20 protein-coding genes are annotated in these 23,602 nt (G+C 70.6%); 13 read left to right on the plus strand and 7 right to left on the minus strand.

From position 1 onward, the window contains the following. Positions 1–33: 33 nt before the first annotated feature. Both BM355_RS02065 and BM355_RS02070 read right to left on the minus strand, forming a co-directional pair. Complete coding sequence (locus tag BM355_RS02065; RefSeq protein ID WP_091693530.1) at positions 34–579, minus strand: tRNA (cytidine(34)-2'-O)-methyltransferase; 546 nt, start codon at positions 577–579, stop codon at positions 34–36. 2 nt (positions 580–581) lie between these two features. Beyond that, positions 582–1,649 (minus strand): J domain-containing protein, encoded by a 1,068-nt coding sequence (locus BM355_RS02070; RefSeq protein WP_177227796.1) that lies wholly within the window; start codon positions 1,647–1,649, stop codon positions 582–584. 129 nt (positions 1,650–1,778) lie between these two features. Between BM355_RS02070 and BM355_RS02075 the strand changes: the two genes are divergently transcribed. The 7 genes from BM355_RS02075 (at position 1,779) to BM355_RS02105 (ending at position 10,107) form a co-directional block, all read left to right on the plus strand. Beyond that, on the plus strand, positions 1,779–2,726 hold the full coding sequence (locus BM355_RS02075) for a hypothetical protein (RefSeq protein WP_143109384.1): 948 nt from the start codon (positions 1,779–1,781) through the stop codon (positions 2,724–2,726). Between the two features lie 269 nt (positions 2,727–2,995). Continuing rightward, complete coding sequence (locus BM355_RS14760; RefSeq protein ID WP_281247548.1) at positions 2,996–4,804, plus strand: HNH endonuclease signature motif containing protein; 1,809 nt, start codon at positions 2,996–2,998, stop codon at positions 4,802–4,804. A 106-nt stretch (positions 4,805–4,910) separates the two neighbouring features. Further along, positions 4,911–6,014, plus strand: coding sequence for a diacylglycerol/lipid kinase family protein (locus tag BM355_RS02085; protein ID WP_091693546.1), 1,104 nt, complete (start codon positions 4,911–4,913; stop codon positions 6,012–6,014). Between the two features lie 10 nt (positions 6,015–6,024). Continuing rightward, positions 6,025–7,281 carry a cysteine desulfurase family protein gene (locus BM355_RS02090; protein ID WP_091693959.1) on the plus strand — a complete coding sequence of 419 codons (1,257 nt, stop codon included), beginning with the start codon at positions 6,025–6,027 and terminating at the stop codon, positions 7,279–7,281. Between the two features lie 4 nt (positions 7,282–7,285). Next, positions 7,286–8,470: a tRNA 2-thiouridine(34) synthase MnmA gene (mnmA, locus tag BM355_RS02095; protein WP_091693549.1), complete on the plus strand. Its 1,185-nt coding sequence runs from the start codon at positions 7,286–7,288 to the stop codon at positions 8,468–8,470. Positions 8,471–8,530: 60 nt separating this feature from the next. Then, entirely contained in the window at positions 8,531–8,926 is a 396-nt protein-coding gene (locus BM355_RS02100) for a chorismate mutase (RefSeq protein ID WP_091693553.1), read from the plus strand. Further along, positions 8,923–10,107 (plus strand): uroporphyrinogen decarboxylase/cobalamine-independent methonine synthase family protein, encoded by a 1,185-nt coding sequence (locus BM355_RS02105; protein WP_091693557.1) that lies wholly within the window; start codon positions 8,923–8,925, stop codon positions 10,105–10,107. The genes BM355_RS02100 and BM355_RS02105 overlap by 4 nt, the downstream gene beginning before the upstream one ends. A 39-nt stretch (positions 10,108–10,146) precedes the next feature. Here the strand turns inward: BM355_RS02105 and BM355_RS02110 are convergent, their stop codons facing one another. From BM355_RS02110 to BM355_RS02130, 5 genes are read right to left on the minus strand one after another with little or no spacing between them, the layout of a single operon-like run. Next, positions 10,147–11,439: a DUF58 domain-containing protein gene (locus BM355_RS02110; protein ID WP_091693560.1), complete on the minus strand. Its 1,293-nt coding sequence runs from the start codon at positions 11,437–11,439 to the stop codon at positions 10,147–10,149. A gap of 4 nt (positions 11,440–11,443) precedes the next feature. Further along, complete coding sequence (locus tag BM355_RS02115; protein WP_091693563.1) at positions 11,444–12,550, minus strand: AAA family ATPase; 1,107 nt, start codon at positions 12,548–12,550, stop codon at positions 11,444–11,446. After that, the gene (locus BM355_RS02120; RefSeq protein ID WP_143109386.1) at positions 12,547–13,866 is read right to left on the minus strand and encodes a DUF4350 domain-containing protein; all 1,320 of its coding nucleotides are present in this window, start codon (positions 13,864–13,866) and stop codon (positions 12,547–12,549) included. The genes BM355_RS02115 and BM355_RS02120 overlap by 4 nt, the downstream gene beginning before the upstream one ends. Further along, the gene (locus tag BM355_RS02125) at positions 13,863–14,534 is read right to left on the minus strand and encodes a DUF4129 domain-containing protein (protein ID WP_091693570.1); all 672 of its coding nucleotides are present in this window, start codon (positions 14,532–14,534) and stop codon (positions 13,863–13,865) included. Before BM355_RS02125 ends, BM355_RS02120 begins: the two co-directional genes overlap by 4 nt. A 4-nt stretch (positions 14,535–14,538) precedes the next feature. After that, positions 14,539–15,726: a DUF7847 domain-containing protein gene (locus BM355_RS02130; RefSeq protein ID WP_143109387.1), complete on the minus strand. Its 1,188-nt coding sequence runs from the start codon at positions 15,724–15,726 to the stop codon at positions 14,539–14,541. 440 nt (positions 15,727–16,166) lie between these two features. Between BM355_RS02130 and mtrA the strand changes: the two genes are divergently transcribed. The 6 genes from mtrA to BM355_RS02160 all read left to right on the plus strand — a co-directional run bounded on the left by mtrA (position 16,167) and on the right by BM355_RS02160 (position 23,583). After that, positions 16,167–16,844 (plus strand): MtrAB system response regulator MtrA, encoded by a 678-nt coding sequence (gene mtrA, locus BM355_RS02135; RefSeq protein ID WP_091693964.1) that lies wholly within the window; start codon positions 16,167–16,169, stop codon positions 16,842–16,844. 86 nt (positions 16,845–16,930) lie between these two features. Then, on the plus strand, positions 16,931–18,616 hold the full coding sequence (mtrB, locus tag BM355_RS02140; RefSeq protein WP_091693578.1) for an MtrAB system histidine kinase MtrB: 1,686 nt from the start codon (positions 16,931–16,933) through the stop codon (positions 18,614–18,616). Further along, positions 18,613–20,319 carry an LpqB family beta-propeller domain-containing protein gene (locus BM355_RS02145; protein ID WP_091693582.1) on the plus strand — a complete coding sequence of 569 codons (1,707 nt, stop codon included), beginning with the start codon at positions 18,613–18,615 and terminating at the stop codon, positions 20,317–20,319. The genes mtrB and BM355_RS02145 overlap by 4 nt, the downstream gene beginning before the upstream one ends. Before the next feature lie 196 nt (positions 20,320–20,515). Then, positions 20,516–21,364, plus strand: a complete 849-nt coding sequence (locus tag BM355_RS02150; RefSeq protein ID WP_245760530.1) for a ComF family protein — start codon at positions 20,516–20,518, stop codon at positions 21,362–21,364. A gap of 184 nt (positions 21,365–21,548) precedes the next feature. Continuing rightward, positions 21,549–22,229, plus strand: a complete 681-nt coding sequence (hpf, locus tag BM355_RS02155; RefSeq protein ID WP_091693585.1) for a ribosome hibernation-promoting factor, HPF/YfiA family — start codon at positions 21,549–21,551, stop codon at positions 22,227–22,229. An 88-nt stretch (positions 22,230–22,317) separates the two neighbouring features. Continuing rightward, complete coding sequence (locus tag BM355_RS02160; protein WP_245760531.1) at positions 22,318–23,583, plus strand: winged helix-turn-helix domain-containing protein; 1,266 nt, start codon at positions 22,318–22,320, stop codon at positions 23,581–23,583. The last annotated feature ends 19 nt before the right edge of the window (positions 23,584–23,602 follow it).

Below are 23,602 nucleotides of genomic sequence, written 5' to 3' on the forward strand. Positions count from 1 at the left end.
TGGCGCGCTCGGCGGGCTGCCACGCGGCGTGGGTCAGGGCTGGGCGGGGCCGGCTCCGGCGAACCCGTGCTGGCGCCAGGCCTCGTACAGCACGATCGAGGCGGTGTTGGCCAGGTTCAGGGAGCGGCGTGAGGGCTGCATGGGCAGGCGGACCTGGGCGGTGACATGGGGGTCGGCGAGCACCTCGTCCGGCAGGCCGGTGGACTCGCGGCCGAACAGCAGGACGTCGCCTGGGCGGTAGTCCACGTCCGTGTAGAGGGTGTCTCCGTGGGCGGTGAAGGCGAAGACGCGGGCCGGGGCGTCCGGCGGGGTGAGAGCGGTCCAGGCGGCGTCCAGGTCCGGGTGGATGGTGAGCACAGCCAGGTCGTGATAGTCCAGCCCCGCCCGGCGCAGCTTGGCGTCGGAGAGATCGAATCCCAAGGGCTCCACCACGTGCAGCTCGGCCCCGGTGATGGCCGCCAGACGGATGGCGTTGCCGGTGTTCCCGGGGATCTCCGGGGTGTGGAAGAGAATGCGGAAACCGGGCGTGCCGGGGGCAGGCTCGCGCGGGGCGGTCAGGTGGGGGTTCTGGCGGTTCATGGTCAGTACATCGCTCCCAGGAGTCGGGCCAAGACCCGGCGGTCCACGGTATGGGCCTGGGATCCGGTGCCCAGGAACATCTTCAGGTCCCGGCCCAGCTGCAGGGCGTTGGCCGGGGGATCGGTGAGGAACGCGGCGTCCGTCTCCAGGGAGCGGGTGCGGTCCAGCTCGATGATCGGCGCATGGGGGTTGTCCTCGCTGGCCAGCACCAGCACGAAGCCACCCACGGTGCACTCGGGGAACGCCCGCTGCAGGGCGACCATGGCCGGTGCGAGCGAGGGTGGGCTGACCGGGCGGTCTCCTTTCCACAGCTCAGCCCCGTCCCACCGGTAGACCCCGTCCGGCACCTGGAGTGAGCCGACCACGGCCAGTCGGTCTCCGCACAGCACCACGTGATCGATGGCGCCGGAGCTGACCCGTCCCGCTGAGAGCGAGAGCCCGGTGATCAGGCGGGCCGCCGGGAGGGCGTTGAGGACCTGGTTCTGCAGGACGCGGATGGTGCGGGCCTCACGGACCAGCCGAGCGCCGGCTGGAAGGATGCCGCGCTTGCGGGGAGCGCCATGGATCTGCTGGGAGCTGCGCTCCGCGTCGAGCGGGCCGTCCTCGCTGAGCGAGGGGTGATAGGTGACGGCAGGGCTTGAGGCGCCGTTGCGCTGGGAGGAGGGGCCCGACGTCGGGCTCCAGCGTTGGCGTGGACGTCTCGTCTCGCTGCGCACGCCAGAGGACCCAGCAGTGCTGGTGGGCCCGGTGGTGAAGGGGTTGGAGGCAGCGCTGCCGGATGCGGGGCCACGGTGCGAGGCGGTGGGGGCGCCGCGGACCGAGGCGCTGGCGAAGCTGCGGTCGTAGGCGCGGCGGGCCTCTGGTGTGCTGACCAGCTGCCAGGCGTCGCTGACCGCACGGAATTCGGCAGGGTCGCCGCCGTGGTCCGGATGGGTGCGGCGGGCGGCCTTGCGCCAGGCCGCCTTCAGGGCAGCCTCGTCCGCGTCGAAGGGGACGCCGAGGACTTCATAGGCCGAACGCTGGGTGCTCGACTGGTGCTGGGAGCGGTGGCGCGAGCCGTGGTCGGGCACGGGGCTCCCTTCGGATGAGCGGCCAGGCGGGGCGCGTTGCTGGAGCGTCCGGTGGACGGAACGCCCGTCCAGACTACCGGGGAGTCTCCCGGGCGGATGGTGGCGGAGGGGGCAGGGCATACTGACGCCATGACCACTTCAGGCCGTGTGCCGGTGACGCTCCTCGATCCATCTGCCGGGGCCTGGCTGGCTCAGCAGCTGGCTGAGGGCGCACAGCTCCGGCACGAGGTGACGCGCGTGGTGCCGAGAGGACGGCCACAGCCGTACGAGGCCTTCGCTCGGATCTTCCATCCCGTCCCCTGGACGTGCGAGTGGACGGCGGCGAACGCTCGATGCGTGGAGTCACTCGGGCTGGTGCCAGATCGCGTGCCGACTGAGCCCGGTGCCATGGCAGACGGGATGACCACCTGGGCGGAGGTGGCGGCGGATCAGGGGACCGAGGTGCACGCCTCTGCTCAGTGGGCCGACCTCGCCCGCGGTGAAGCCGGCGGGTTTGCCACCTCCCGGAGCTGCCCGGGGCTGGAATACGGCCAGGTGTCCGACGGGGAGTTCATCGGACCGGGGGCTGCTGCGCTCGCGGACGTGCTGCTGGCTCACACCTCCACACCCGTGGACCTGGTGCTGGGCCTCTGGGAGGGCAACGGCTCCTTGAGCGTCGGCGTGGATTCCGTTGCGGGTGTTGGTGCCGGCGGTCAAGGTGACTTCGTCGGGCACCCGCTGGGGAACAGCGCCGCGGAAGCCCTGCGGACCGGTGAGGGGCTGCTCAGTGTGATCGGTGGGTACCGGAGGTACCTGCTGGTGGGCGACGACGGTTCTCGCCTGCGCGATCCCGTGTGGGGTGGGCGGGCGGACCTGCCGGGCGAGGGTGTGCGTCTGTGGCCGAACCTGGCATGGCCGCCGGACCGGGCCTGGACGATGGCCACCGAGATCGACGATTGCTGGACGCTGGTCGCCGGGTCGTGGGACCTGATCCGGGCGCTGTGCTCGCATCCGGACCTGGAGGCGCTGCCGATCCGCCCTGACGCTGAGTTGGGACCCTTCAGCGATTCTGTGAACGGGCGCTCGCCGTCTGTCTGACGGGGGATCTGGTCTCCGTGGGACCTCCCGCCTCCGCCGCATGGTGGTGCCCTGGGGGAGTGCGGGTTCAATCCCCGCCACTCGCCTGCATCCTGCTCGTTCACGTGCGCCCGTGAGCGATTCCATGACTCGGTTCCGAGTCCTGCACAGGTGACGTGTTCGGCGTTCTCATCCCCGATCGGCTGGTCTGGGCCTTAACGTGTCTGGGCGGTGTGTTCGAATATCAGTACGAGGAGAACGGGTTCTCGTGAGGTCGGCTGGAGGAGGTGGTGGTGGTCGTGGCAGTGGTGGTGGATGAGGTTGCGGCTATGCTGCCTTCGGCTCAGCATGTCGATGCCTCTGCTTTGTGCCTGGGTGAGCTGCTGTCGCTGACTCGGCACCTGACTCGAGAGCTGACGGGGCGCCTCGCGCGCCCGGACTTTGTGGAGTCGTTGAATCCGGTGGTGGACCCAGCTGAGGCCTCGCCGGAGGCACAGGAACACCTGGCGGCCGAGGCGGTGACGTTGCCGGTGGTGCAGGAGCAGGTGGCTGCTCTGGTGCGGGTGGTGGAGGGTGCGGCGACGGCGGTGGCTGGTCATACGGCCCGGGTGTTTGAGGATCCTCAGGCCCGGCGCCGGTGGTTGGGGCTGCCTCAGGGCAAGACCGGGTTCCGGTCCTCGGCTGATTTCGTGGAGAAGACCCATCACACGCCGGCCCGGCAGACCCGGGAGCGGGAGAACCGGGCGTCCCAACACCTGACGGTCTCCTCGGATAGTCCAGAGGCTGGTGGTTCGCTTCCTGAGGTGTCTGGTGCGTTGTGGTCGGGTGCGGTGGACCCTTCTGTGGTGGATGTGATCACTCGGACCCTGGGCCAGGCCCGCCGGGCGGCGGCCACGGCGCGGGTGTCGAGATCTTGGGTGGAGCAGCAGGTGGCTGCGGGTGAGGTGGAGTTGATGGGTCGGGCGCGTCGGGAGTGTCCGGGGGTGATGGTCCAGGTGTGCAAGCGCTGGCTGGCAAGGTTCAACGACGACCTGGAGCGCACCACCGGTGAGCCACCCCAGCAGGTGGTGCATCAGGGGCGTGCTGCCCGGTTCGTGCGGGAGGAGGGCGGACTGTTCCTGTGGCACTTGTTCCTGACCCAGGCCCAGCATGAGATCTTCAAGACCGTGGCCTCAGCTGGTGCCAATCCGCGGGCCCGGAAGAACCAACAGGCCGCTGATGGTGGGCCTGCTGGTCAGGACGGTGAGCTGTCGCCAGATCTCTTGAGCCTGTTTGATCAGGCCACGCAGGGCGCAGAAGAACAGGACCGGGCCACTGAGGACGAGGTGTTCTGTGCTGGTGTGGCACCGTGGGTGGAGCGGACGGAGGAGCGGAATCGTCGTCAGGTCGATGCGGTGATCACCGCCCTGACTGCGGCGTTGCGGATCAAGGATTCGGGGTTGCCGGATACGGGTGGGTATGCCCCTCAGGTGATGGCGGTGATCGACTACGACACCCTGGCCGGCAGACTCTTGGACCACCCCGACCCACCACCACCACCGGAGATCCCCACGGAGCTGCTCCGGCCAAGGGAGCCCGGGTATGAGCCTCCGGGGAAGCCACCGCCGGGTGGGGTGGACTTACGGGGGTCTTTGGTGTCGACGGCGGGGTTCTCTGGTCCGATCGACCCTAGGGTGATCAGGGCGTGGGCCTGTGACGGGCAGATCCTGCCGGTGGTGTTGGGGGCTCAGGGGCAGATCGTGGATGCCGGGCCGGCTCGGAGGCTGTTCCCGGCCCCGTTGCGGCGGGCGATCATCGCCCGGGACCGGGGATGTGCTGCTCCGGGGTGTGGGCAGCCGGCGACCTATTGTCAGGTCCATCATGTTCAGCATTATGAGCATGGGGGTCCGACCACGGTGGAGAACGGGGTGCTGTTGTGCGAGCACCACCACCAGGCGGTGCACCATGACCAGTTCCGGATCCATATGCGCCACGGGGTCCCTTGGTTCGAGGACACCAGCTCCACCGCCCGGTCCAGGCAGGCCAGCTCGAGGACCGGTGCTGAGCCGGAGCTGACCCGCAACCAGTACTGGGCCGACCACCCAGACCCACCATGGTGAGATTCAGGGACGCTGGCGGTCGCCCTGGACGAGTTCCTGAGGAATGAGATCGGCATGACGGACACCGCGGAGCAGGCCGGGAGGAGCAGGTCACCATAATGAGGACATGAGCCACCCCACTATGTCGCAGCGACTGCTGCTGTTCATCAACCCGGCCTCTGGGGCGGGACGTGGCGTCGGCGCAGGAGCTGAGGCCGTGGCCCGATTCAGGAGTGCCGGTGCCGATGTCCGCGTGGTGGACACGGCACCACAGACGGGAACCGTGACCGGCCGAATGTCCGCCCACGGTGCTGTCACCCACGACGACGTGACGGATGCACTCCGTACGAGTATCCAGCGGGAACGACCAGACGCCGTGGTGGTCGTGGGTGGTGATGGCATGGTCCACGCTGCCGTGAACGTCCTCGCCGAGACGGAGATCCCCCTGGGCCTGATCCCAGCAGGAACAGGGAACGACTTCGCCAGGAACTTCGGCATCCACCGACTCTCCGTCCGTACTGCAGTGGAAGAGATCATGGCAGCACTCGTCGCCGGTCCCCGCAGCGTGGACCTGGCGAAAGTGGAACTGCGTCCGCTTCCACCGGCGAACACCGTCGTGCAGAAGACTGCCGCGGACGTTCGGTGGGTGGCATCAGGGGTCAACGTGGGGTTCGACGCCGTGGTCAACGATCGGGCCAATGCACTGCGCTGGCCCACCGGACGTGCACGCTACGTGGTGGCCGTGCTCCAGGAGCTGTGGCGGTACACCGCACCGGCACTGACCGTCACCACCACGGACCAACAGAGTGCCACTGAGGTCAGGACGGAGCGGACCTTCGTGCTCAGCGTGCTGAACGGCTCCTACTTCGGCGGCGGGATGAAGGCTGCCCCCGGGGCCAGCGTGGACGACGGCCTGATCGACACCCTGTGGGTTCCAGCCATGCGCCCGGCGAGATTCCTCCAGGTGTTTCCGCGCGTACTCTCCGGCGGCCATGCCACCGTCCCGGAAGTGCGTCTGGCGCAGGTGCAGACTGTGGACGTGGCGGCATCGGATGAGGAGAGCGGCAGGGCCGCCACTCACACCCGGGGAGACCGCCGAGCGGCATCCCTGCCGATCGTCCATGGCGACGGCGAAGCGATCGGCCGACTTCCTGTGCGGATCACGGCTGCGCCGGGAGCGCTGCTCCTGCTCGTGGGGCAGGAGACAGAACGACCGGGAACCCTAGACTGAGGCGGTGCGGATGAACAGCGTCTACCTCGACCACGCCGCCACCACCCCGATGCGGCCGGTGGCGCTCGAGGCGTACACCGAGGCCGCCCGTCGGCTCGGCAACCCCTCCTCACTGCACCGCTCCGGACGGTCCGCTCAGCTGCATCTGGAGGACGCACGCGATGCCCTCGCCGCCACTGTGGGGGCACACCCCTCCGAGGTGATCCTCACCGCCGGAGGGACCGAAGCGGACAACCTCGCGCTCAAGGGGCTCTACTGGGCACGGCGGTCCCAGGACCCGAACCGCACCCGGATCATCCTCACCGGCGCTGAACACCATGCCGTGCTGGACACCATCACCTGGTTGGAGCAGCACGACGGTGCAGAGCTGGTGTTCGTCCCCATGGACGCTGAAGGACGCGTGGACCTCGCGGCCTGGCAGGCTGAGTTGGCCGTGGCACCAGAGCAGACTGCACTGGCCACCCTGATGTGGGCCAACAACGAGATCGGCACCATCCAGCCCGTGGCTGAGGCCGCCACCATCGCAGCCGACCAGGGCGTGCCGTTCCACACCGATGCCGTGCAGGCCGTGGGTTCCATCCCGATCGACTTCGCGTCCAGCGGTGCCACCACGTTGGCCTTCAGCGGGCACAAGCTCGGCGGGCCGGTGGGCATCGGCGCCCTGCTCGTTCGCCGCGATGCCACGCTCACGCCCGTGCTGCACGGCGGGGGACAGGAACGCCAGATCCGCTCCGGCACCCTTCCGGTGGCCCTGATGGCCGGATTCGCCGCCGCCGCCACCGAGGCACACCAGCACCTGGACGCCGAGCGGAACCGGTTGGGCACCCTCCGGGACCTGTTGATCGAGAAGGTGCAGGCCGCCGTCGGGAATGCTGTGCTGCGCGGGGCGCAGGACCGGGACCCTGCCACGGGAGAGAAGCTGCCGGCGGGAACCCGGCGGCTGCCCGGGAACGCGCACTTCACCTTCCCCGGGTGCGAGAGCGACTCGCTGCTGTTCGGCCTGGACACCGCCGGAGTGGAGTGCTCAGCGGGATCGGCCTGCACTGCGGGCGTGGCCCAGCCCTCGCACGTGCTCACGGCCTTGGGACTGGACGAGGCCGAGGCGAGATCGGCCCTGCGCTTCACACTGGGGCATACATCCGTGCCTGCCGACGTTGACCACCTTTTGGACGTGCTGCCCGGCGTCCACCAGTCCGCCCTGACCGCGGGGATGGCCGGCCGGGTCAGCTCGATCCGCACCGCCAACAGCCACCTGGAGAGGAACTGAGCGCATGAAGGTCCTGGCCGCCATGAGCGGGGGAGTCGACTCCGCCGTCGCAGCAGCGCGGGCCGTGGATGCCGGCCATGAGGTGGTGGGCGTGCACCTGGCGCTCTCTCGCATGCCCGGAACCCTGCGCACCGGATCGCGCGGCTGCTGCACCATCGAGGACTCACGCGACGCCTGGCGGGCCTGCGAGAAGCTGGGCATTCCGTACTACACCTGGGACTTCTCCGAGCGCTTCGCCGAGGACGTGGTGCAGGACTTCGTGGACGAGTACGCGGCCGGCCGCACCCCGAACCCCTGCATGCGCTGCAACGAGCGGATCAAGTTCGCCGCCCTGCTGGAGAAGGCCCTGGCGCTGGGCTTCGACGCCGTCTGCACGGGGCACTACGCCAAGGTGGTGGAAGGCGAACAGGGCTTGGAACTGCACCGCGCCGCCGACTGGGCCAAGGACCAGTCGTATGTGCTCGGCGTGCTCACCGCGGAGCAGCTGTCCCACTCCCTGTTCCCCCTGGCCGACACCCCCTCCAAGGAGCAGGTGCGTGCCGAGGCCGCTGAACGTGGACTGACCGTGGCCACCAAGCCCGACTCGCACGACATCTGCTTCATCCCCGACGGCGACACCCGCGGCTGGCTGGCCGAGCGGGTGGAGATGAGCGAGGGGCAGATCCTCGACGCGCAGGGCCAGGTGCTCGGCACCCACCCCGGCGCGCAGGCGTTCACCGTGGGCCAGCGCAAGGGACTGAACATCGGGCGTCCGGCGGCGGATGGCAAGCCGCGGTTCGTGCTGGAGGTCCGCCCCAAGGACAACACCGTGGTGGTGGGTCCGCGCGAGATGCTCGCCGTGGACCGCGTGGCGGGCATCCGTCCCTCCTGGGCCGGCGCTCCCGTGTCGGAGGAGGCCACTGGAGACTGGTTCGACTGCCACCTGCAGGTGCGTGCGCACGGGGACCCGGTGCCGGCACGTGCCCGCGTGGAGCAGGGCTCTGACCAGCTTCCCGACGACGTCACACCCGTGGGTGCCACGGCGGCGGGATCCGCTGGGGTCCGGTGGGTGATCGAACTGCACGAACCGCTCCAGGGGGTGGCGCCGGGCCAGACGGCGGTGCTGTACCAGGGCACCCGGGTGCTGGGTCAGGCCACGATCGACTCCGCGGTGAACTCCGCCCGGCTCGGGGACGCCGTCCAGGGCTGATCCCGTACGCACGGCTCAATGGGCGGGGCAGACAGACGTGGACGCACTACGGTGGAACGCATGAGCGCCGAGTACGACCCGCACGCCAGTTCCCTGCAGACCTCCGCCGACCCCGCCGTCCTGGAGGAGCTGTTCGCGATCCGCGGCAGCATCGACAACATCGACGCGACGCTCGTCTATCTGCTGGCCGAACGGTTCAAGTGCACCCAGAAGGTCGGGCGGCTCAAGGCCGAGCATCAGTTGCCGCCCTCGGACCCGGACCGGGAGACCGCGCAGATCGACCGGCTGCGCAGACTGGCCACTGATGCGGACCTGGACCCGGCTTTCGCGGAGAAGTTCCTGAACTTCATCATCTCCGAGGTCATCCGTCACCACCGGGCGTTGGCCGAGGACACCGGCACTGTGCCCACTGTCCCCGCGCAGTCTGCGGACACCGGGACCGGACCACAGGCGTGAGCCCCGTCCGCGCCACCCTGACCGGCACCTGGCCCGGACCTGACGCCTCACAGGCCGTGGCCGCCGCAGTCCAGGAGCTCGGGGCTCCATACCTGCCGGTCATCCCGGAGCTGCCCGCCCGTGGGCCGGGTTCGGACCCCACGGGCCGCACCGCTGTGATGCTGGACGAGCTCGCCGTGGACCTGCAGCCCCACGGGTGGCGCCTCACGGACACCCCCGGCGTGGATGCCCGGCGTGGCGCGTCCACATGGCGTGCCGACCTGAACCGGCTGGCGGACGCGGTGGGAGAGACCGGCGTGGAACTCGAGGAGATCGTTCTGCGGATCGTCGGTCCCTTGACCCTGGCGGCTCGGCTGTGGCTGCCCGGCGGCGAACGCGCACTGTCCGATTCCGGCGCGCGCCGGGATGTGGCGGACTCGTTGGCCTCCGGCCTGGCCGAGCAGGTCCGTGTGGTCCAGTCGGTCACCGGGGCTCACCGGGTGACGGTGGTCCTGGCAGAGCCCGACGCCGGCCAGGTCCTGAGCGGGCAGGTCCCCACTGCCAGTGGGTACAGGACAGTGCGGTCAGTGCCCCGCGTGGAGGCGCGACGGGCCTGGTCCACGGTGGCGACGGCGGTGGCCCAGTCCGGTGGACAGAACGGGGCCGGGGTGATGTTCGCACCGGGTCTCGCCCAGGGCGACGACGACAGCGGACCGAGCTGGACCGATCTGGCTCTGCTGGTCTCAGAGTCCCTGCCCCCGGCGTCCGTGGTCGCCGTGGAGGGACCGGTGGCAGGCGGCGCAGTGGGTGAGGTGACCGCGACGGAGCCCACCGGATCGGACACAGCCCCACCGCTGCGAGGACTCGTCCTGCCCGTGCCCCGGCTCGAGGGGCCCGGGGCCGATCCTGCGCGCTGGGAGGTCATCGCCGGCTGGGTCGAAGCGGGCCGGACCGTGGTGCTGGGACTGGACCGGCCGTCGTCGGGAACTGCGGCGTATGCCGCCGTGGAGGCGACCGTCCGAGCACTGCTGAAGGACTGGGAGCGCATGGGCCTGGACGAGGAGCTGCTCGGTCACCTGGTGCTGCGCGGGCCCGGCCTGGCGGACACCACACCGGACCGTGCGCTGGAGGTGACCCGCGCTGTGGTGCGCGGAGCCGAGACACTGGAACGGATGCGCGTGGACGGCGAGCTGGCACGCTGACGGCAGTCCGGGTGGCTGAATCGCCGTGGCGGCCGAACCTCAGAGCCGACCGGCGGCCTTGAGCCGGAGGTAGGTGTCCGCCAGAGCCGGGGGGAGTTCGTGCGGGGGAGCGTCCACCACCTCCACGCCGAGCATCTCCAGCTCCCGCGCCACGGCAGCCCGCTCCAGTCCGGCCCGTTCGGCAGCCGCCGCCCGAAACACGGTCTCGGCGTCCTCGCGCACCTGAGACATCTGCTCCAGCTGCGGGTCGGACACCGCGGCCACCACCACCTGGTGATGCCGGGTCAGCGCGGGCAGGACCGGCAGCAGGCCCTCCTGCACGGAGGCGGCGTCCAGGGCGGTCAGCAGCACCACCAGGGACCGCTGCCGGGTCACCTGGGCCACCTCCACCGGGACCTGGGACCAGTCGGCGGCGAGCAGGATCGGCTGGACCGGGGCCAGCGCCGTGACCATCCGGTTCAGCAGATGCCCCTTCTCGGTGGAGGAGACGCGCGCTCGGACGGTGCGGTCCAACGCGACCAGGTCCACGCGGTCCCCACCGGCGGAGGCGAGCGCAGACAGCAGCAGGGAGGCCTCCATCCCGGTGTCCAGCTTGGTCTCCTCGTCCACGCGGGCCGCTGAGGCGCGGGAGGTGTCCAGCACGATCACCACGCGCCGGTCTCGCTCCGGCCGCCAGGTGCGCACCACCACGTCCTGGCGCCGGGCCGTGGCACGCCAGTCGATCGAACGGGCGTCGTCCCCGCGTACATAGTCACGCAGCGAGTCGAACTCCGTGCCCGCGCCGCGCACCTGGACCGCGGACCGTCCGTCCATCTCCCGCAGACGGGCCAGGCGCGACGGCAGATGCCGCCGGGAGCGGAACGGGGGCAGCACCATCAGCGTGCCCGGGCAGGGGTGGTCCACCTGGCGAGCGGCCACGCCCAACGGTCCCCACGACCGCACGGTCACCGTCTCGGTCCGCAGCGCACCCCGGCGCCGAGGCATCAGGGAGGTGACGTGGCGTCGTCGTTCTCCGGCCGGGATGTCCACCGGCTGCTCCGCATCCTGCTGACCTGCGGTGGGCTGCCAGATGTCCCGCAGGGAACCGCGCAGCCGACGCCGGCCCTGGTTCGTCACCAGGACCACGTTCTGCACCGTCTCGTCCAGTCGTGCCGAGGCGGGCAGCACACGCTCCAGCACCACCTGGCGGGGCGAGGCGGCCAGCAGCAGGTCGGCCAGCACCAGCACGGCCAGCGCCAGAAGACACCACCACACCGTGGAGGCACGCGGGATCAGGACCACCGGCAGCAGGCAGGCCAGCGCCACCGCGAGGAGTCGACCGGAGAGGACCATCAGCTCACCGGGGGACCGGGACGGAGGCGAGCAGACCGGAGATGACCTGGTCCGCGGTGACGCCGTCCAGCTCGGCCTCGGGGCGCAGACTCACCCGGTGGCGCAGGCAGGACAGAGCCAGCGCCTGGACGTCGTCCGGAGTGGTGAAGTCCCGTCCGTTCAGCCAGGCCCACGCCTTGGAGGTGTTCAACAGGGCGGTGGAGCCGCGCGGGGAGACGCCCAGCTGGAAGGACGGTGAGGTGCGCGTGGCGCGGGCCAGGTCGGTGATGTAGCCCAGCACCTCCGGGCCGGAGCGCACCCGGGAGACCGCCTCACGGGCCGCCACCAGGGTGTCCGCGCCGGCCACGGCACGCACCCCGGCGGCCTGCAGGTCAGAGGGGTTGAACCCGGCGGCGTGACGGGAGAGGATCTCCACCTCGTCCTCTCGCCCGGGCAGGTCCAGGGTGACCTTGAGCAGGAACCGGTCCAGCTGCGCCTCCGGCAGCGGGTAGGTGCCCTCGTACTCCACCGGATTCTGCGTGGCGGCCACCATGAATGGATCCGGCAGGGGTCGGGAGACCCCGTCCACGGACACCTGCCGTTCCTCCATCGCCTCCAGCAGGGCCGACTGTGTCTTGGGCGGGGTCCGGTTGATCTCATCGGCCAGCATCAGATGCGTGAACACCGGGCCCTCACGGAACTCGAACTCGCCGGACCTGGTGTCGTAGACCAGGGAGCCGGTGACGTCGCCGGGCATCAGATCAGGGGTGAACTGCACGCGCCGAGTCTCCAGGGACAGCGCCGCGGACAGGGACCGCACCAGCAGGGTCTTGGCCACACCGGGCACGCCCTCGAGCAGCACATGCCCCCGGCACAGCAGCCCGATCAGCAGCCCGGTCACCGCCGGTGCCTGGCCCACCACGGCCTTGCCCACCTCCTGGCGCACCTGGTGCAGGGCGTGACGCAGCTCGTCGTCAGAGGTGCCGGACAGGCTTCCCGACGACGGCCCGCGCGTGGGCGCTGGAGGGGTCACCTGGGGTGCCCGTCCGGTGGTGTCGGCCGGACCCGCCGAGCCGACGGGCTCGGCGGGATGCTGGCCGTGATCCGGTTCCGGGGAGTGGGGGGAGGTCATGGTGTGGTCTCGGGTCCTCTCGGGTCCTGGGTGCTGAGGTCAGTAGGGTGGGCCGGCGGCGCCGGCTGGGCCGGGCCGGCTGCGCCCAGAGCGGCGTGGACGGACTGCTCGAGCCCCTGCAGGGCGCGGGCACGGTCCACGAGTGCGGCGTTCGAGTCCACCGTGGACTCGTCCAACAGGTGGGCCACGGCAGCGGGGTCCTGTCCGGTCACGGCGGCCACCGCCGAACTGAGGGCCGGGGCGGTGGCGCCGCGGCCCAGGCGCTGCAGCCGGGCCAGACGGAGCCGGGTGGCCTGGTGCAGTGACCGTGCGGCCGCCCCCGCCTGGCCGGTGCTCTGGTAGAGCCGAGCACGGCCCACAGCCGTCTCCGAGGACGGGACCACCACGGGGAGCGGTTCGATCGCCAGGGGGCCGTGGCGGCGTCCGCGCCAGAGCATCAGCACCAGGGCACAGACCACCAGCCACCAGATGACCGGCCCCACCCAGGCCGGGAGCAGATCGGACGGGTTCGTCGGGGCCTCACCCACCGGCACATCCGCCAGGGTGGGCAGGTACCAGATCACGTCCTCGCCCTGGCCCAGCGTCCACAGTGCGACGACCGGATGGCCATGGTCGGCGGCGCCGGCGTTGGCGAAGACCTGAGCGGATCCGATCACCCAGGTGCCGTCGTCGGACCGGACCACTCCGTGGGCGGGCCGGACCTCGCCGGCGGGGGCGGCGATCCCGTTGAAGCAGCCGGTCCCACCGCGGTACAGGCGACCATCTCGCACCATCGACTCGGCCTGGCGAGCCAACGGCAGAGCACAGTCCGTCCCCGCGGTCAGGGGCTCCTCCGAGGGGGTCAGGCCGGGGCCGGTGGTGATGCCGGTGGCCAGCGCACGGATCTGGGCCAGGTCAGGTTCCACGAGCACGCGCCGGGCAGGATCTGTCCCCTCGGCCAGGCGGTCCAGCCCCTGGTCCGGCAGCAGCCCGGCGGGGTCGTGGAAGAGCAGAGTGGCCTCAGGGTGCTCCTGGGCCAGCTCGAGGGCCTGGTCCGCCGAGTCGGCGTGATGGATCCGGATCCCCTGTCCGCGCAGGACCTCGGCGATCGCCATGCCGCCGGCGGGGCGGGCGGACTCCGGATGCAGGGCACCTCCGGTGGGGGCCGGACGGAACAGGGCCAGCGCCCCCAGGATCATCAGCAGCGAGGCGACGATCAGCCACACCCGTCCGGCACGCCAGACGCGCGCGGCGACCTGAGAGCCGGAGGGGACGGACGGTGAGGGAACAGCGCTTCCCTGGACCTCGGCCTCCGCGGGCCCGGCCGGCCGGCTCACCGTGCCGCCGCCAGGTCGGATGCGGATGCGGCCGGCGCCGGAGCGGCCGCCAGACGGCGGTCCAGGTCCCGTGCCGCCAGGGCCTGCTCAGCGGTGGCGGTGGCGTGGTCGTACAGCACCGCGTTGAAGGCCTCGGCCACACGGTGCAGCTCAGCCTGTTCCTGAGGGAACACCCGGGCCAGCTCACGGGCCGCCTCACTGGCCGTGCGCCCGGGGCGTTCATCCACCACGGTGCGCACTTCGGCCTCGCGCACCGCGGCCCGGAACCAGCTGACCAGTGCCTGTCCGTGATCCGAGCGCGCATGCGCCCGTTCCGCGGCGGCACGGTGGTCCGCCGGGGTTGAGACCCGCTCTGTCAGCATGGCGCTGTCCCGACGACGGCCGCGTGCGTTGGCGCGGGGCCTGACCAGGATCAGCACGATGACGGCGATGACCACCAGCAGCACCGGGAGCACCCAGCTCGGCACGCCGGCGGCTCCCTGTCCCAGCGAGTCCAGCCAGTCCAACAGCTCTTCGAAGCGGTCTCTGATCCACTCCAGGACGGGGTTGGGCTGGGCGGCCTGATACCGGTCCTTGGCCAGCTCGTCCTCGAGCAGCCGACGAGCCTCCTCAGGCTCGGGCTGCCAGGGCTGCGCCGGGCGTCCTCGGGCAGCGGCGGCGGGAGTCACGGGGTCACCGACCGCCGCTCGGCCCCGCCGTCACAGGTCGTGGTGCCCGGCCGGGAACCAGATCGTCCGTGCCGGATCCGCCGGAGGCCGTCCCCGTGGTGGAGAACCGGGAGTCCTGGTCCCCGGTCCCGGACTGTGCGGCGATCTGGCCCAGGTCCAGGTCGAAGCTCTCCTGGCGGATGCGGTAGTCGATGTACAGCACGGCCATCACCAGGGTGAGGTAGGCGGTGCCCACGGACTGGATCAGGGTGGTGATCAGGGAGGAGACGATCAGGGAGAGCGCTGTGGCGTTCAGGAGCTCGTCCGCCGAGGCGCTCGAGGGATCAGAGGGGAAGAACAGCCCCAGGACACTGGTCAGGCCCCCGGAGATCAGCGAGACCGCGATGCCGACGATCAGGCCCACCAGCAGCAGAACGCCGAACGTGCGCCACCAGGAGCGGTTGGTCAGCCCCCAGGAACGGCGGACGCCGGCCCAGGGCCCGATCTTCTCGATCGCCACCGCGGCCGGTGCCAGCAGCACCTTGACGTAGATCCACAGGACCAGCGGCACCGAGGCGAACACCACCAGGAACCAGACCATGATCAGTGCACCGGGCGAGCTGTCGGAGGTGATGGCCGGCAGCAGGCTCAGGAACAGCAGTCCACCCAGGGCGACCATGTAGATGAGACCGGCCAGCAGGTAGAGGGCGCTCAACCCCACCAGGCTCCAGATCGTGGGTGCAGTGAGCCGCCAGGCCTGCCCCAGCCCGGTCTTCAGGCCCACGGCACCTCGGGCGAGCACCACGGAGAGCACGCCCTGGGCGATGGTCCCCAGGAACGTGGCCAGGATCGCCGCGGCGAGCAGCATGCCCCAGAACATCAGGACGCCGTTCACCAGCTCCCAGCTCTCAGCCGTGCTGGCCGTGCCGAAGGTCCCGCCCGTCGAGCTGAACAGATCGCTCTGTCCCAGCAGGTTCACCAGGTAGGCCACCGGCAGGCCCACCAGGATCGCCTCGGCCAGGGCCACCAGGAGCATGGTCCCCAGGACCGCGGCCGGACTCAGGCGCAGCGCGGCGAACGAGGCCTCCAGCACATCACCGAGGTTCAGCGGGCGGAGCGGAATGATCCCCGGTCGCTGAGCCATGGCATAGGAGGAGTGCTGGCCCGGTCCGCCCTGGGGGCCGACGCCGTACCCGGTTGATCCCGGGTGCATCGGCGGCGTGGGCTGGAGGGGAGCGGGGACGGGTGGGCCATAGGGATTGGCCGGGCGCTGGGGGGTGTCCGGCCCGCCAGGGGCTGACCAGCTGGAGGGGTTCGGAGACCCCTGTGGGGGACGCTGCGGCATCTCCGGAAGATGGTCGGGACGGTTCTGTGGATTCAAGGCGGTCCCCCCGAGGGCGTCGTTGGCGGTCAAGTCCAGGAGCCCGGTGAGGGGCGGTGATCGAGGCGATGAAGCGGTGTCCCAGGAGCGACCCACGGCTCGCCGTTCCGACGTCTCGACTATAACCGTCCACCGGCACGCCGTCCGATAGGCTGGGGCGGTGGCCTGAGGGGCCGTCGTCTCCGAGCGCAGAGCCTGGGTCTACGGTGCGCCTGCGGTCGGTGTTTGATGTCCGTGACAGCTCTGGTGTGTGTTCTGGGAGGGTACTCGTGGTGAAGGCCAAGATCCTGGTGGTGGACGATGACGAGGCGCTCTCGGAGATGATCGGCATCGTCCTGCGCAATGACGGCTTCGAGCCGACGTTCTGCGCAGACGGATCCCAGGCGTTGGCCGCGTTCCGTTCGGCCCGCCCGGACCTGGTCCTGCTGGACCTGATGCTCCCGGGGATGGACGGGATCGAGGTGTGCCGGGCCATCCGTGCCGAGTCGGACACCCCGATCGTGATGCTCACCGCCAAGTCGGACACCTCGGATGTGGTCCGCGGACTCGAGTCCGGTGCCGACGACTACGTGCCCAAGCCCTTCAAGCCGGCCGAGCTGGTGGCCCGCGTCCGCGCCCGCCTGCGCGAGGGAGAGCAGAAGGCCCCGGAGACCCTGCGGATCGCCGACCTGACGGTGGATGTGGCCGGACACCGGGTCTCGCGCGACGGCAAGGACATCGCCCTGACCCCCCTCGAGTTCGATCTGCTCGTCGCCCTGGCCCGCAAGCCGTGGCAGGTGTTCACCCGAGAGATGCTCCTGGAAGAGGTCTGGGGCTACCGCCACCAGGCTGACACCCGGCTGGTCAACGTCCACGTCCAGCGCCTGCGCTCCAAGGTGGAGGTGGACCCGGACAACCCGGCCGTGGTCCTCACCGTCCGCGGCGTCGGATACAAGGCCGGCCAGAACTGACCTCAGTGACCGATTCGACGCCCGGACCAGACGCCGAGGACCCCGGTCGTCCGGCCCCCGCGCGGTTGGACCGACCGCGTCGAGCCATGCGCGGGCAGGTCCGTGCAGCCCGTCACCGGTGGCGCACCTCCCTCCAGCTGCGCACGGTGGTCATCACCGCGCTGCTGACCCTGGTCTCGGCAGCCGTGCTGGTACTGTTCCTGACCCAGCAGATCACGGCGGGACTGTTCAACGCACGGTTCGACCAGGTGGAGTCCGAGGCCGTGCGCGGCCTGACCCAGGTCAGATCCGTGTTCGAGAACGCGGACACCACCGACGAGGACAGCACCGCGTCCCTGGTCACCCGCACCCTGGGCTCGCTGGCGGGGGACACCGGGGCCACCATCACGCGCAACTTCCAGCTCGTGCCCCTGGACCGGTCCCAGAACCTCTACGTGGGGCAGATGTCCTCTGGGCTGCCGTCGGATGTCATCCCCACCGAGCTCAATGATGCGGTGCGCAACGGTTCGGGCACATACTGGCAGTCCGTCGAGCTCCCCGCCGGCCCGGACTCCTCGGCCCCCGGTCTGGCGTTCGGCACTCAGGTGGTGCTGCCCCCGGGCAACGTCTATGCGCTCTATCTGGTCTACGACCTCTCCAGCGACCAGGCCACCCTGGACTACATGATGCGCGTGATGATCGTGGCCGGCGCCATGCTGGTGATGCTCAACATGCTGATCGCCCTGTACGTGACCCGGTCGGTGGTCCGGCCCGTGGGTCAGGCGGCATCCACCGCGGAATCACTCTCGGCCGGTGACCTCAGCGTGCGCATGGAGGTCCGGGGTGAGGACGAGATGGCGAGGCTGGGCTCTTCCTTCAATCAGATGGCGGACAACATCCAGGACCAGATCACCCAGCTGGCCGACCTCTCCCAGATCCAGCAGCGATTCGTCTCCGATGTCTCCCATGAGCTGCGCACGCCGCTGACCACCGTCGCCATGGCCGCCGAGGTCCTCTACGACTCCCGCGACGACTTCGACCCGGTCAACCGGCGCTCCACTGAGCTGCTCTACCACCAGGTCGAGCGGTTCCAGGCGCTGCTGGCCGACCTGCTGGAGATCACCCGGTTCGACGCCGGCGCCGCCACCGTGGCCGCCGAACCGACCGACCTGACCGAGCTTGCCGCGGACGTCGTCCTGACAGCCCAGCCGTTGGCCGCCAAGGCCGGCTCCACCATCTACCTGGTCCCGCTGGGCAGTGACTTCGTGGCCGATGTGGATCCCCGGCGCATCGAACGGATCGTGCGCAATCTGGTCAACAACGCGATCGAGCACGGGGAGGGGCGGGACGTGGACGTGGTGGTCGGGTCCGACGAGCAGACCGTGTCCGTGGCCGTGCGGGACTACGGCATCGGCATGACCACCGAACAGGCGGAGCACGTCTTCGACCGGTTCTGGCGTGCCGACCCGGCCCGCGCCCGGACCACCGGAGGCTCCGGGCTGGGACTGTCCATCGCCACGGAGGACACTCGGCTGCACCACGGACGGCTGGACGCCTGGGGCGAGCCCGGTGCCGGCTCGGCGTTCCGCCTGACGGTGCCCCGGCGCCGTGGTCAGACCGTGGACCATGCTCCGGTCGCGCTGCCCCCGCGGTTCGCCCCCGAGGAGCGGCGCCTGGCCACCGACCTGGACTTCGTCCACCCGGAGGAGACCCCCGTGGTGATGGACCGCATCCGCGAGCAGTCGCTGCAGCGCTTCCGTCCCCACCCCACCCCTCAGGACGGTGAGTCATGATCACCCCACGTCACCGGGCCGGCGTCGTGCTGTCCCTGCTGATGACCCTGGTGCTGGTCCTAACCGGGTGCGCTCAGATCCCGTCCCGGGGCCCGGTGGGGACCGCGGAGCCGATCGGCGGGACCGATGCCCAGCCCAACTACGTGTTCTCGCCGTCAGGCCCCACCCCGGGGGACAGCCCGGAGGAGATCGTCCGAGGCTTCATCACCGCCGGCACGGGTGTGCAGGACGACTACGCCACCGCCCGGGAGTTCCTCACCGCCGAGGCCGCGGCCACCTGGCAGCCCACCGCCCGGACACTCGTGTACTCCGCCCAGCCCAGTGTGGTGCCGGCCGGGGACGACACCGCGTTCAGCGTCCAGCTGGAGGTCGACTCGGTGGTGGACAACAGCGGGATCATGACGCATATGCCGGAGAGCTCCACCGAGGAGATCGACATGACCCTGACCGAGGTGGACGGTCAGTGGCGGATCGCCCAGGTGCCGGACGGGACGGTGCTGGAGTCCGCACAGTTCCGCGCCATCTTCGCCGCGCAGTCGCTGTACTTCTACAACCAGACCTTCACCTATGCGGTGCCGGACGTGCGCTGGTTCGTCAATCGGCCCGGCACCACCTCGGCCATGGTCTCGGCCCTGTTGGACGGTCCGGCGCCCTACCTCTCCGGTGCGGTGACCAGCGCCTTCCCACCCGGCGCGGAACTGTCACGGCAGTCCGTGCCCGTCAGCTCCGGATCAGCCAAGGTGGATCTGACCTCCACCTCGGTGGAGGGGACGGACAAGGCCACGCGGCGGCGGATGCTCGAGCAGATCACGCTGACCCTGGACGGACTGTCCACGGTGAACGACGTCGAGCTGACCGTGGATCAGGCCGAACTGGACATCGGGGAGTCCTCGCCGGACTTCACGCCGGCCACGGTGGACCCTGGAGCCGGCTCCACCCAGGTGGCGGTCGCCGATGACCAGCTGGTGTACTTCGAAGGCACCTCGGTCCTGCCGATCGGTGGGATGGCGGCGCTGGGCGGACTCATCCCGGTCGAGCCGGCCATGAACCTGGACGGCACCCGCTTCGCCTTCCTCACGGAGGACTCCGACGAGCTCTACGAGGCCACCACCGAGCAGCAGCTGCAGCTGATCCTGCGGGGCACGGGACTGACCCGTCCCAGCATCGACACCGAGGGGTGGATCTGGACGGTGGACCAGACCGAGTCCCCCCAGGTGGTGGCTGTCCGCGCGGGCAGCGGAGGCCAGGACCGGCGGGAGCTGAGCGCGGAGTGGCTGGGGGATCGTCAGGTGCACGCCCTGCGGATCTCTCGTGATGGAACACGGGCCGCCGTGGTGACCGGCGATTCGGAGTCGGCCAGCGTCTTCGTGGCCGGTGTGGTCCGGGACTCGGAAGGGGTGCCCCGGGGCCTGGGCACGCCCATCCGGCTCCAGGCCAGCGTCCCAGTCTCAGAGGTCGACTGGTCCTCGGAGCGGGAGCTGCTCGTCGCCGCACCGAGCGAGACCGACCCGGTGGAGGCCCAGCTCCTGGGGCTGGACGGCTCGCAGACCACCCTGAAGCCGCTGCTGGGGATGACCGGGTTCTCCGCTGCCCCGGGAGACAACTCGATCTACGCCGAGACGGAGGACGCCGTCTGGATGCGCCTGGGCACCAACTGGCGCGCCCAGTCCGGCCAGGCCTCGGACCTGTCCTACCCGGGCTGAGGTCCGGGCGGACGGCCGTCCACGCCCTCCTGCACAGCTGACCCAGATCGGCGGGATGTCTCCAGAAGGAGCCGCGGCACCCTCGGTCCCCTGGGCGCCCTGGTGGACTGTAACCATGGGACAGGGCACGACGACGGCCAGCGCGGTGGGCAGGCGATCTCGCCGATCCACGGGGTGGGCCCAGGCGGTGGACCGCGTGGTCACTTCCGTAGCAGCCCGCGCGATCGGCGGGGCCTGCGCGGACCTGATGGACCTGCTGCTGCCCTCGCTGTGTGCTGTCTGCACGCGTCCGCCGGGCACCCTGTGCCGGGACTGTGAGCCACGGCTGCGTGCCGCACTCCTGCATCCGTACCGGGCGGAGGAGGGAGCCGCTGCTCTGCCTCTGCTGGGCCAGGATCTGCTGCCGCTCCCGGTCGTGGCCACAGCGCCCTACCGGAATGAGGTGGCCGCGGCCCTGCTCGCCTTCAAGGACCACGGTCGGACCGGACTCTCCGTGGTGCTGCGTCCTGCACTGCATCGGGCCATGGTGGCCGCTGAGCAGCTGGTCCCCGGCGTGATCGGTGGGGATCCTCGCGGTCGGTGGCCCAGGGTGCTGCTCGTGCCGATGCCGGGCCGTGCCGCAGGGTTCCGCCGTCGTGGATACGATCCACTCGCCGAACTGCTGGCCGGCCCGCTCCCGCACGGCTGGGAGCTGCGCCCCGGTCTGCTCGCTCCGCGGAGGAGCCCGCCGCAGGGGATCGTCGCACTGCTGCGGTCCGGTGGAACAGGGCGCGCAAGCCACTCCGGGGCCACCGTCTCCGGCCGTCGCCGTCAGGGGCAGGGTCGCTTCCGGCCGACCCGTGCGGCGATCCAGCTGAGCTCGGACAGCAGGGCGGCACCCGTCCCGCCGATCGTGCTGGTGGACGATGTGATGACCACCGGTTCCACTCTCGCCGCCGCGGTCCAGGCGCTGGCCTCGACCGGCCTGGTCCCGGTCGGTGCCGTGGTGCTGGCCGCCGTCTCACCGCCTGCCGACCAGGACGAACGCCAGTCTGACCGAACATGATCTGGGGCTTAACTCCAGGTGACGGAAGGGCTAGTGTGGAATCACGGATTCGGATGCGGATCCGTCCAGCCGGCGGCGGGAAGGAGGACTTCTTCCAGCCGCCGTCGTGCGTTAAGCACCGGCTCAGTGCCGGCCCGCACGGGTTGGGATTCTTCGAGAGCCGACAGGCGCCAAGGAGGACACAATGACCATGGACGTCAACTACGTTGCCCGCAACATCGCCATCCCGGACCGTTTCCGGGAGTACGCCGAAGAGAAGTTCGACAAGATCGAGCAGCTCTCCACTCGTGCTCAGCGGCTGGAGATCAAGGTGGTGAAGGAGGCCCATCACCGGCACTCCGAGGGCAACGTGACCGTCGAGCTCACCGTGGTGGGCAAGGGCAAGGTCATTCGCGCGGAGTCCAAGGCCGATGACAAGTTCGCCGCCTTCGACACCGCCTTCGGCAAGCTGCTGGAGCGCCTGCGTCGTCTGCGTGATCGCCGCAAGGACCACCGCCGGGGCCAGGGCTCCGTGGGTCAGGCGACTGCGGATCTGCCGCCGGCAGACACCGGCACGCTCCTGGTGGACCAGGTCCTGCAGGCACAGCAGCAGCAGGAGCAGGATGCCGCGGAGGAGGCCGAGTCCGATGCACCGGTGCGCATCCGCGAGAAGGTGTTCCCCGCCACCCCGATGACCGCCGACGACGCCGTGGACGCCATGGAACTGGTCGGACATGACTTCTACCTCTTCGTGGACGCCGAGACCCAGCGCCCCTCCGCCGTCTACCGGCGTCACGGCTGGAGCTACGGAGTGATCAGCCTGGACCCGGACCACCAGGACGCCGAACCCCAGGAGGTCGAGCGCGGATACCGCGCCGCCGTCTGACCCTTCTGGGTCCTGCAGACACGGTGCCCGCCCCGCTCGGGGCGGGCACCGTCGTGTCAGGCCCTTTGGACCCCTCAGGAGCACCTTCGTGAGCACACCCCTGATCACCGCCTCCCAGGCTCGGCGCACCTCCCTGGCCGCCCAGCACCTCCACCTGCCGCGGCCGGAGCGGACCACCGGGCGCCATCTGGGACGGATCCTGGACCGCCTGCAGGTGGTGCAGATCGACTCCGTGAACGTGCTGGCCCGGGCGCACCTGATGCCGCTGTACTCCCGACTCGGCCCGTACCCCGTGGAGGCGCTGACCCGACGCTGGCAGCGCAGTCCGCGCACCTGGACGGAGTACTGGGCCCATGAGGCCTCGCTGGTGCCCAGTCCGTTGCGGCCGGCGCTGATCACCCTCCAGCGGCGTGAGTGGATGCGCGCCCACCGGATGGAGGAGTCCCGGCGAGAGGAGATCGCCGCACAGGTGATCGAGGTGCTGCGCTCATCGCGTCCGCTGACCGCCCGCCAGCTGGAGTCCAAGGTGCAGTCGGGGGCACGGTCCACCGGCCATTGGGGCTGGAACTGGTCGGACGTCAAGCGCGTGCTCGAGGACCTCTTCGTGGACGGCGTCGTGACCAGCGCTGGACGGACCGCACAGTTCGAACGCCGCTACGCACTGGCCGAACGCGTGCTTGTCCCGGACGCCCTGCCCGGCCCGGCGGGGCTGCCCTCCGCCGAGGAGGCGGCACTGCAGCTGGTGCGCGCCGCCGCACCTGCCCTGGGCGTGGCCACCCTGGCCTCCCTCGCCGACTACTACCGGATCCGGCAGGACCAGGTGCGTGGCGCCGTCGGGATCCTGGAGGGCACCGGAGAACTGGAACCGGTGCGCCTGCAGACCTGGAGCGGCACCGAGCGTCCTGCCTGGCGACACGCCGCGGCGCGCACGCCCCGCACGGTGACGGCCCGCGCCCTGCTCAACCCCTTCGACCCGCAGGTGTTCCACCGGCCGCGCGTGGAGGAGCTGTTCGGGGTGCGCTACCGGATCGGGATCTACACCCCGGCCGCCCAGCGCACCCGCGGCTACTACCCGCTGCTGTTCCTGCTCGGCGAGCACCTGGTGGCGCAGGTGGACCTGGCAGCGGAGCGCGCGGCCGGCCGGCTGAGCGTGCGCGGAGTCTGGTCCGAGCAGACCGGTCCCGACGACGGCCGGTCACCTCTGCGGGAGATCTCCCGGGAGCTGGTGGAGGAGTTGGCGCAGCTGGCCGGATGGCTGGGCCTGGGTGAGGTGGTGATGGCTCCGGAGGCGCCGGGGGACCTGGTGCCGGAGGTGACCAGGGCACTGAGGGAGCTCTCAGGCAACAGACCGTAGACTGAGCGGGTGCCCGGCC

It is taken from the genome of Micrococcus terreus, assembly GCF_900116905.1.
Taxonomy (GTDB): domain Bacteria; phylum Actinomycetota; class Actinomycetes; order Actinomycetales; family Micrococcaceae; genus Citricoccus; species Citricoccus terreus.

Excerpts from the sequence above, each read along its gene's own strand:
- BM355_RS02065 (WP_091693530.1), bottom strand. The coding sequence starts at position 579 with ATGAACCGCCAGAACCCCCACCTGACCGCCCCGCGCGAGCCTGCCCCC.
- BM355_RS02075 (WP_143109384.1), top strand. The coding sequence starts at position 1,779 with ATGACCACTTCAGGCCGTGTGCCGGTGACGCTCCTCGATCCATCTGCC.
- BM355_RS02085 (WP_091693546.1), top strand. The coding sequence starts at position 4,911 with ATGAGCCACCCCACTATGTCGCAGCGACTGCTGCTGTTCATCAACCCG.
- BM355_RS02090 (WP_091693959.1), top strand. The coding sequence starts at position 6,025 with ATGAACAGCGTCTACCTCGACCACGCCGCCACCACCCCGATGCGGCCG.
- mnmA (WP_091693549.1), top strand. The coding sequence starts at position 7,286 with ATGAAGGTCCTGGCCGCCATGAGCGGGGGAGTCGACTCCGCCGTCGCA.
- BM355_RS02100 (WP_091693553.1), top strand. The coding sequence starts at position 8,531 with ATGAGCGCCGAGTACGACCCGCACGCCAGTTCCCTGCAGACCTCCGCC.
- BM355_RS02110 (WP_091693560.1), bottom strand. The coding sequence starts at position 11,439 with ATGGTCCTCTCCGGTCGACTCCTCGCGGTGGCGCTGGCCTGCCTGCTG.
- BM355_RS02115 (WP_091693563.1), bottom strand. The coding sequence starts at position 12,550 with ATGACCTCCCCCCACTCCCCGGAACCGGATCACGGCCAGCATCCCGCC.
- BM355_RS02130 (WP_143109387.1), bottom strand. The coding sequence starts at position 15,726 with ATGCACCCGGGATCAACCGGGTACGGCGTCGGCCCCCAGGGCGGACCG.
- mtrB (WP_091693578.1), top strand. The coding sequence starts at position 16,931 with ATGCGCGGGCAGGTCCGTGCAGCCCGTCACCGGTGGCGCACCTCCCTC.
- BM355_RS02145 (WP_091693582.1), top strand. The coding sequence starts at position 18,613 with ATGATCACCCCACGTCACCGGGCCGGCGTCGTGCTGTCCCTGCTGATG.
- hpf (WP_091693585.1), top strand. The coding sequence starts at position 21,549 with ATGACCATGGACGTCAACTACGTTGCCCGCAACATCGCCATCCCGGAC.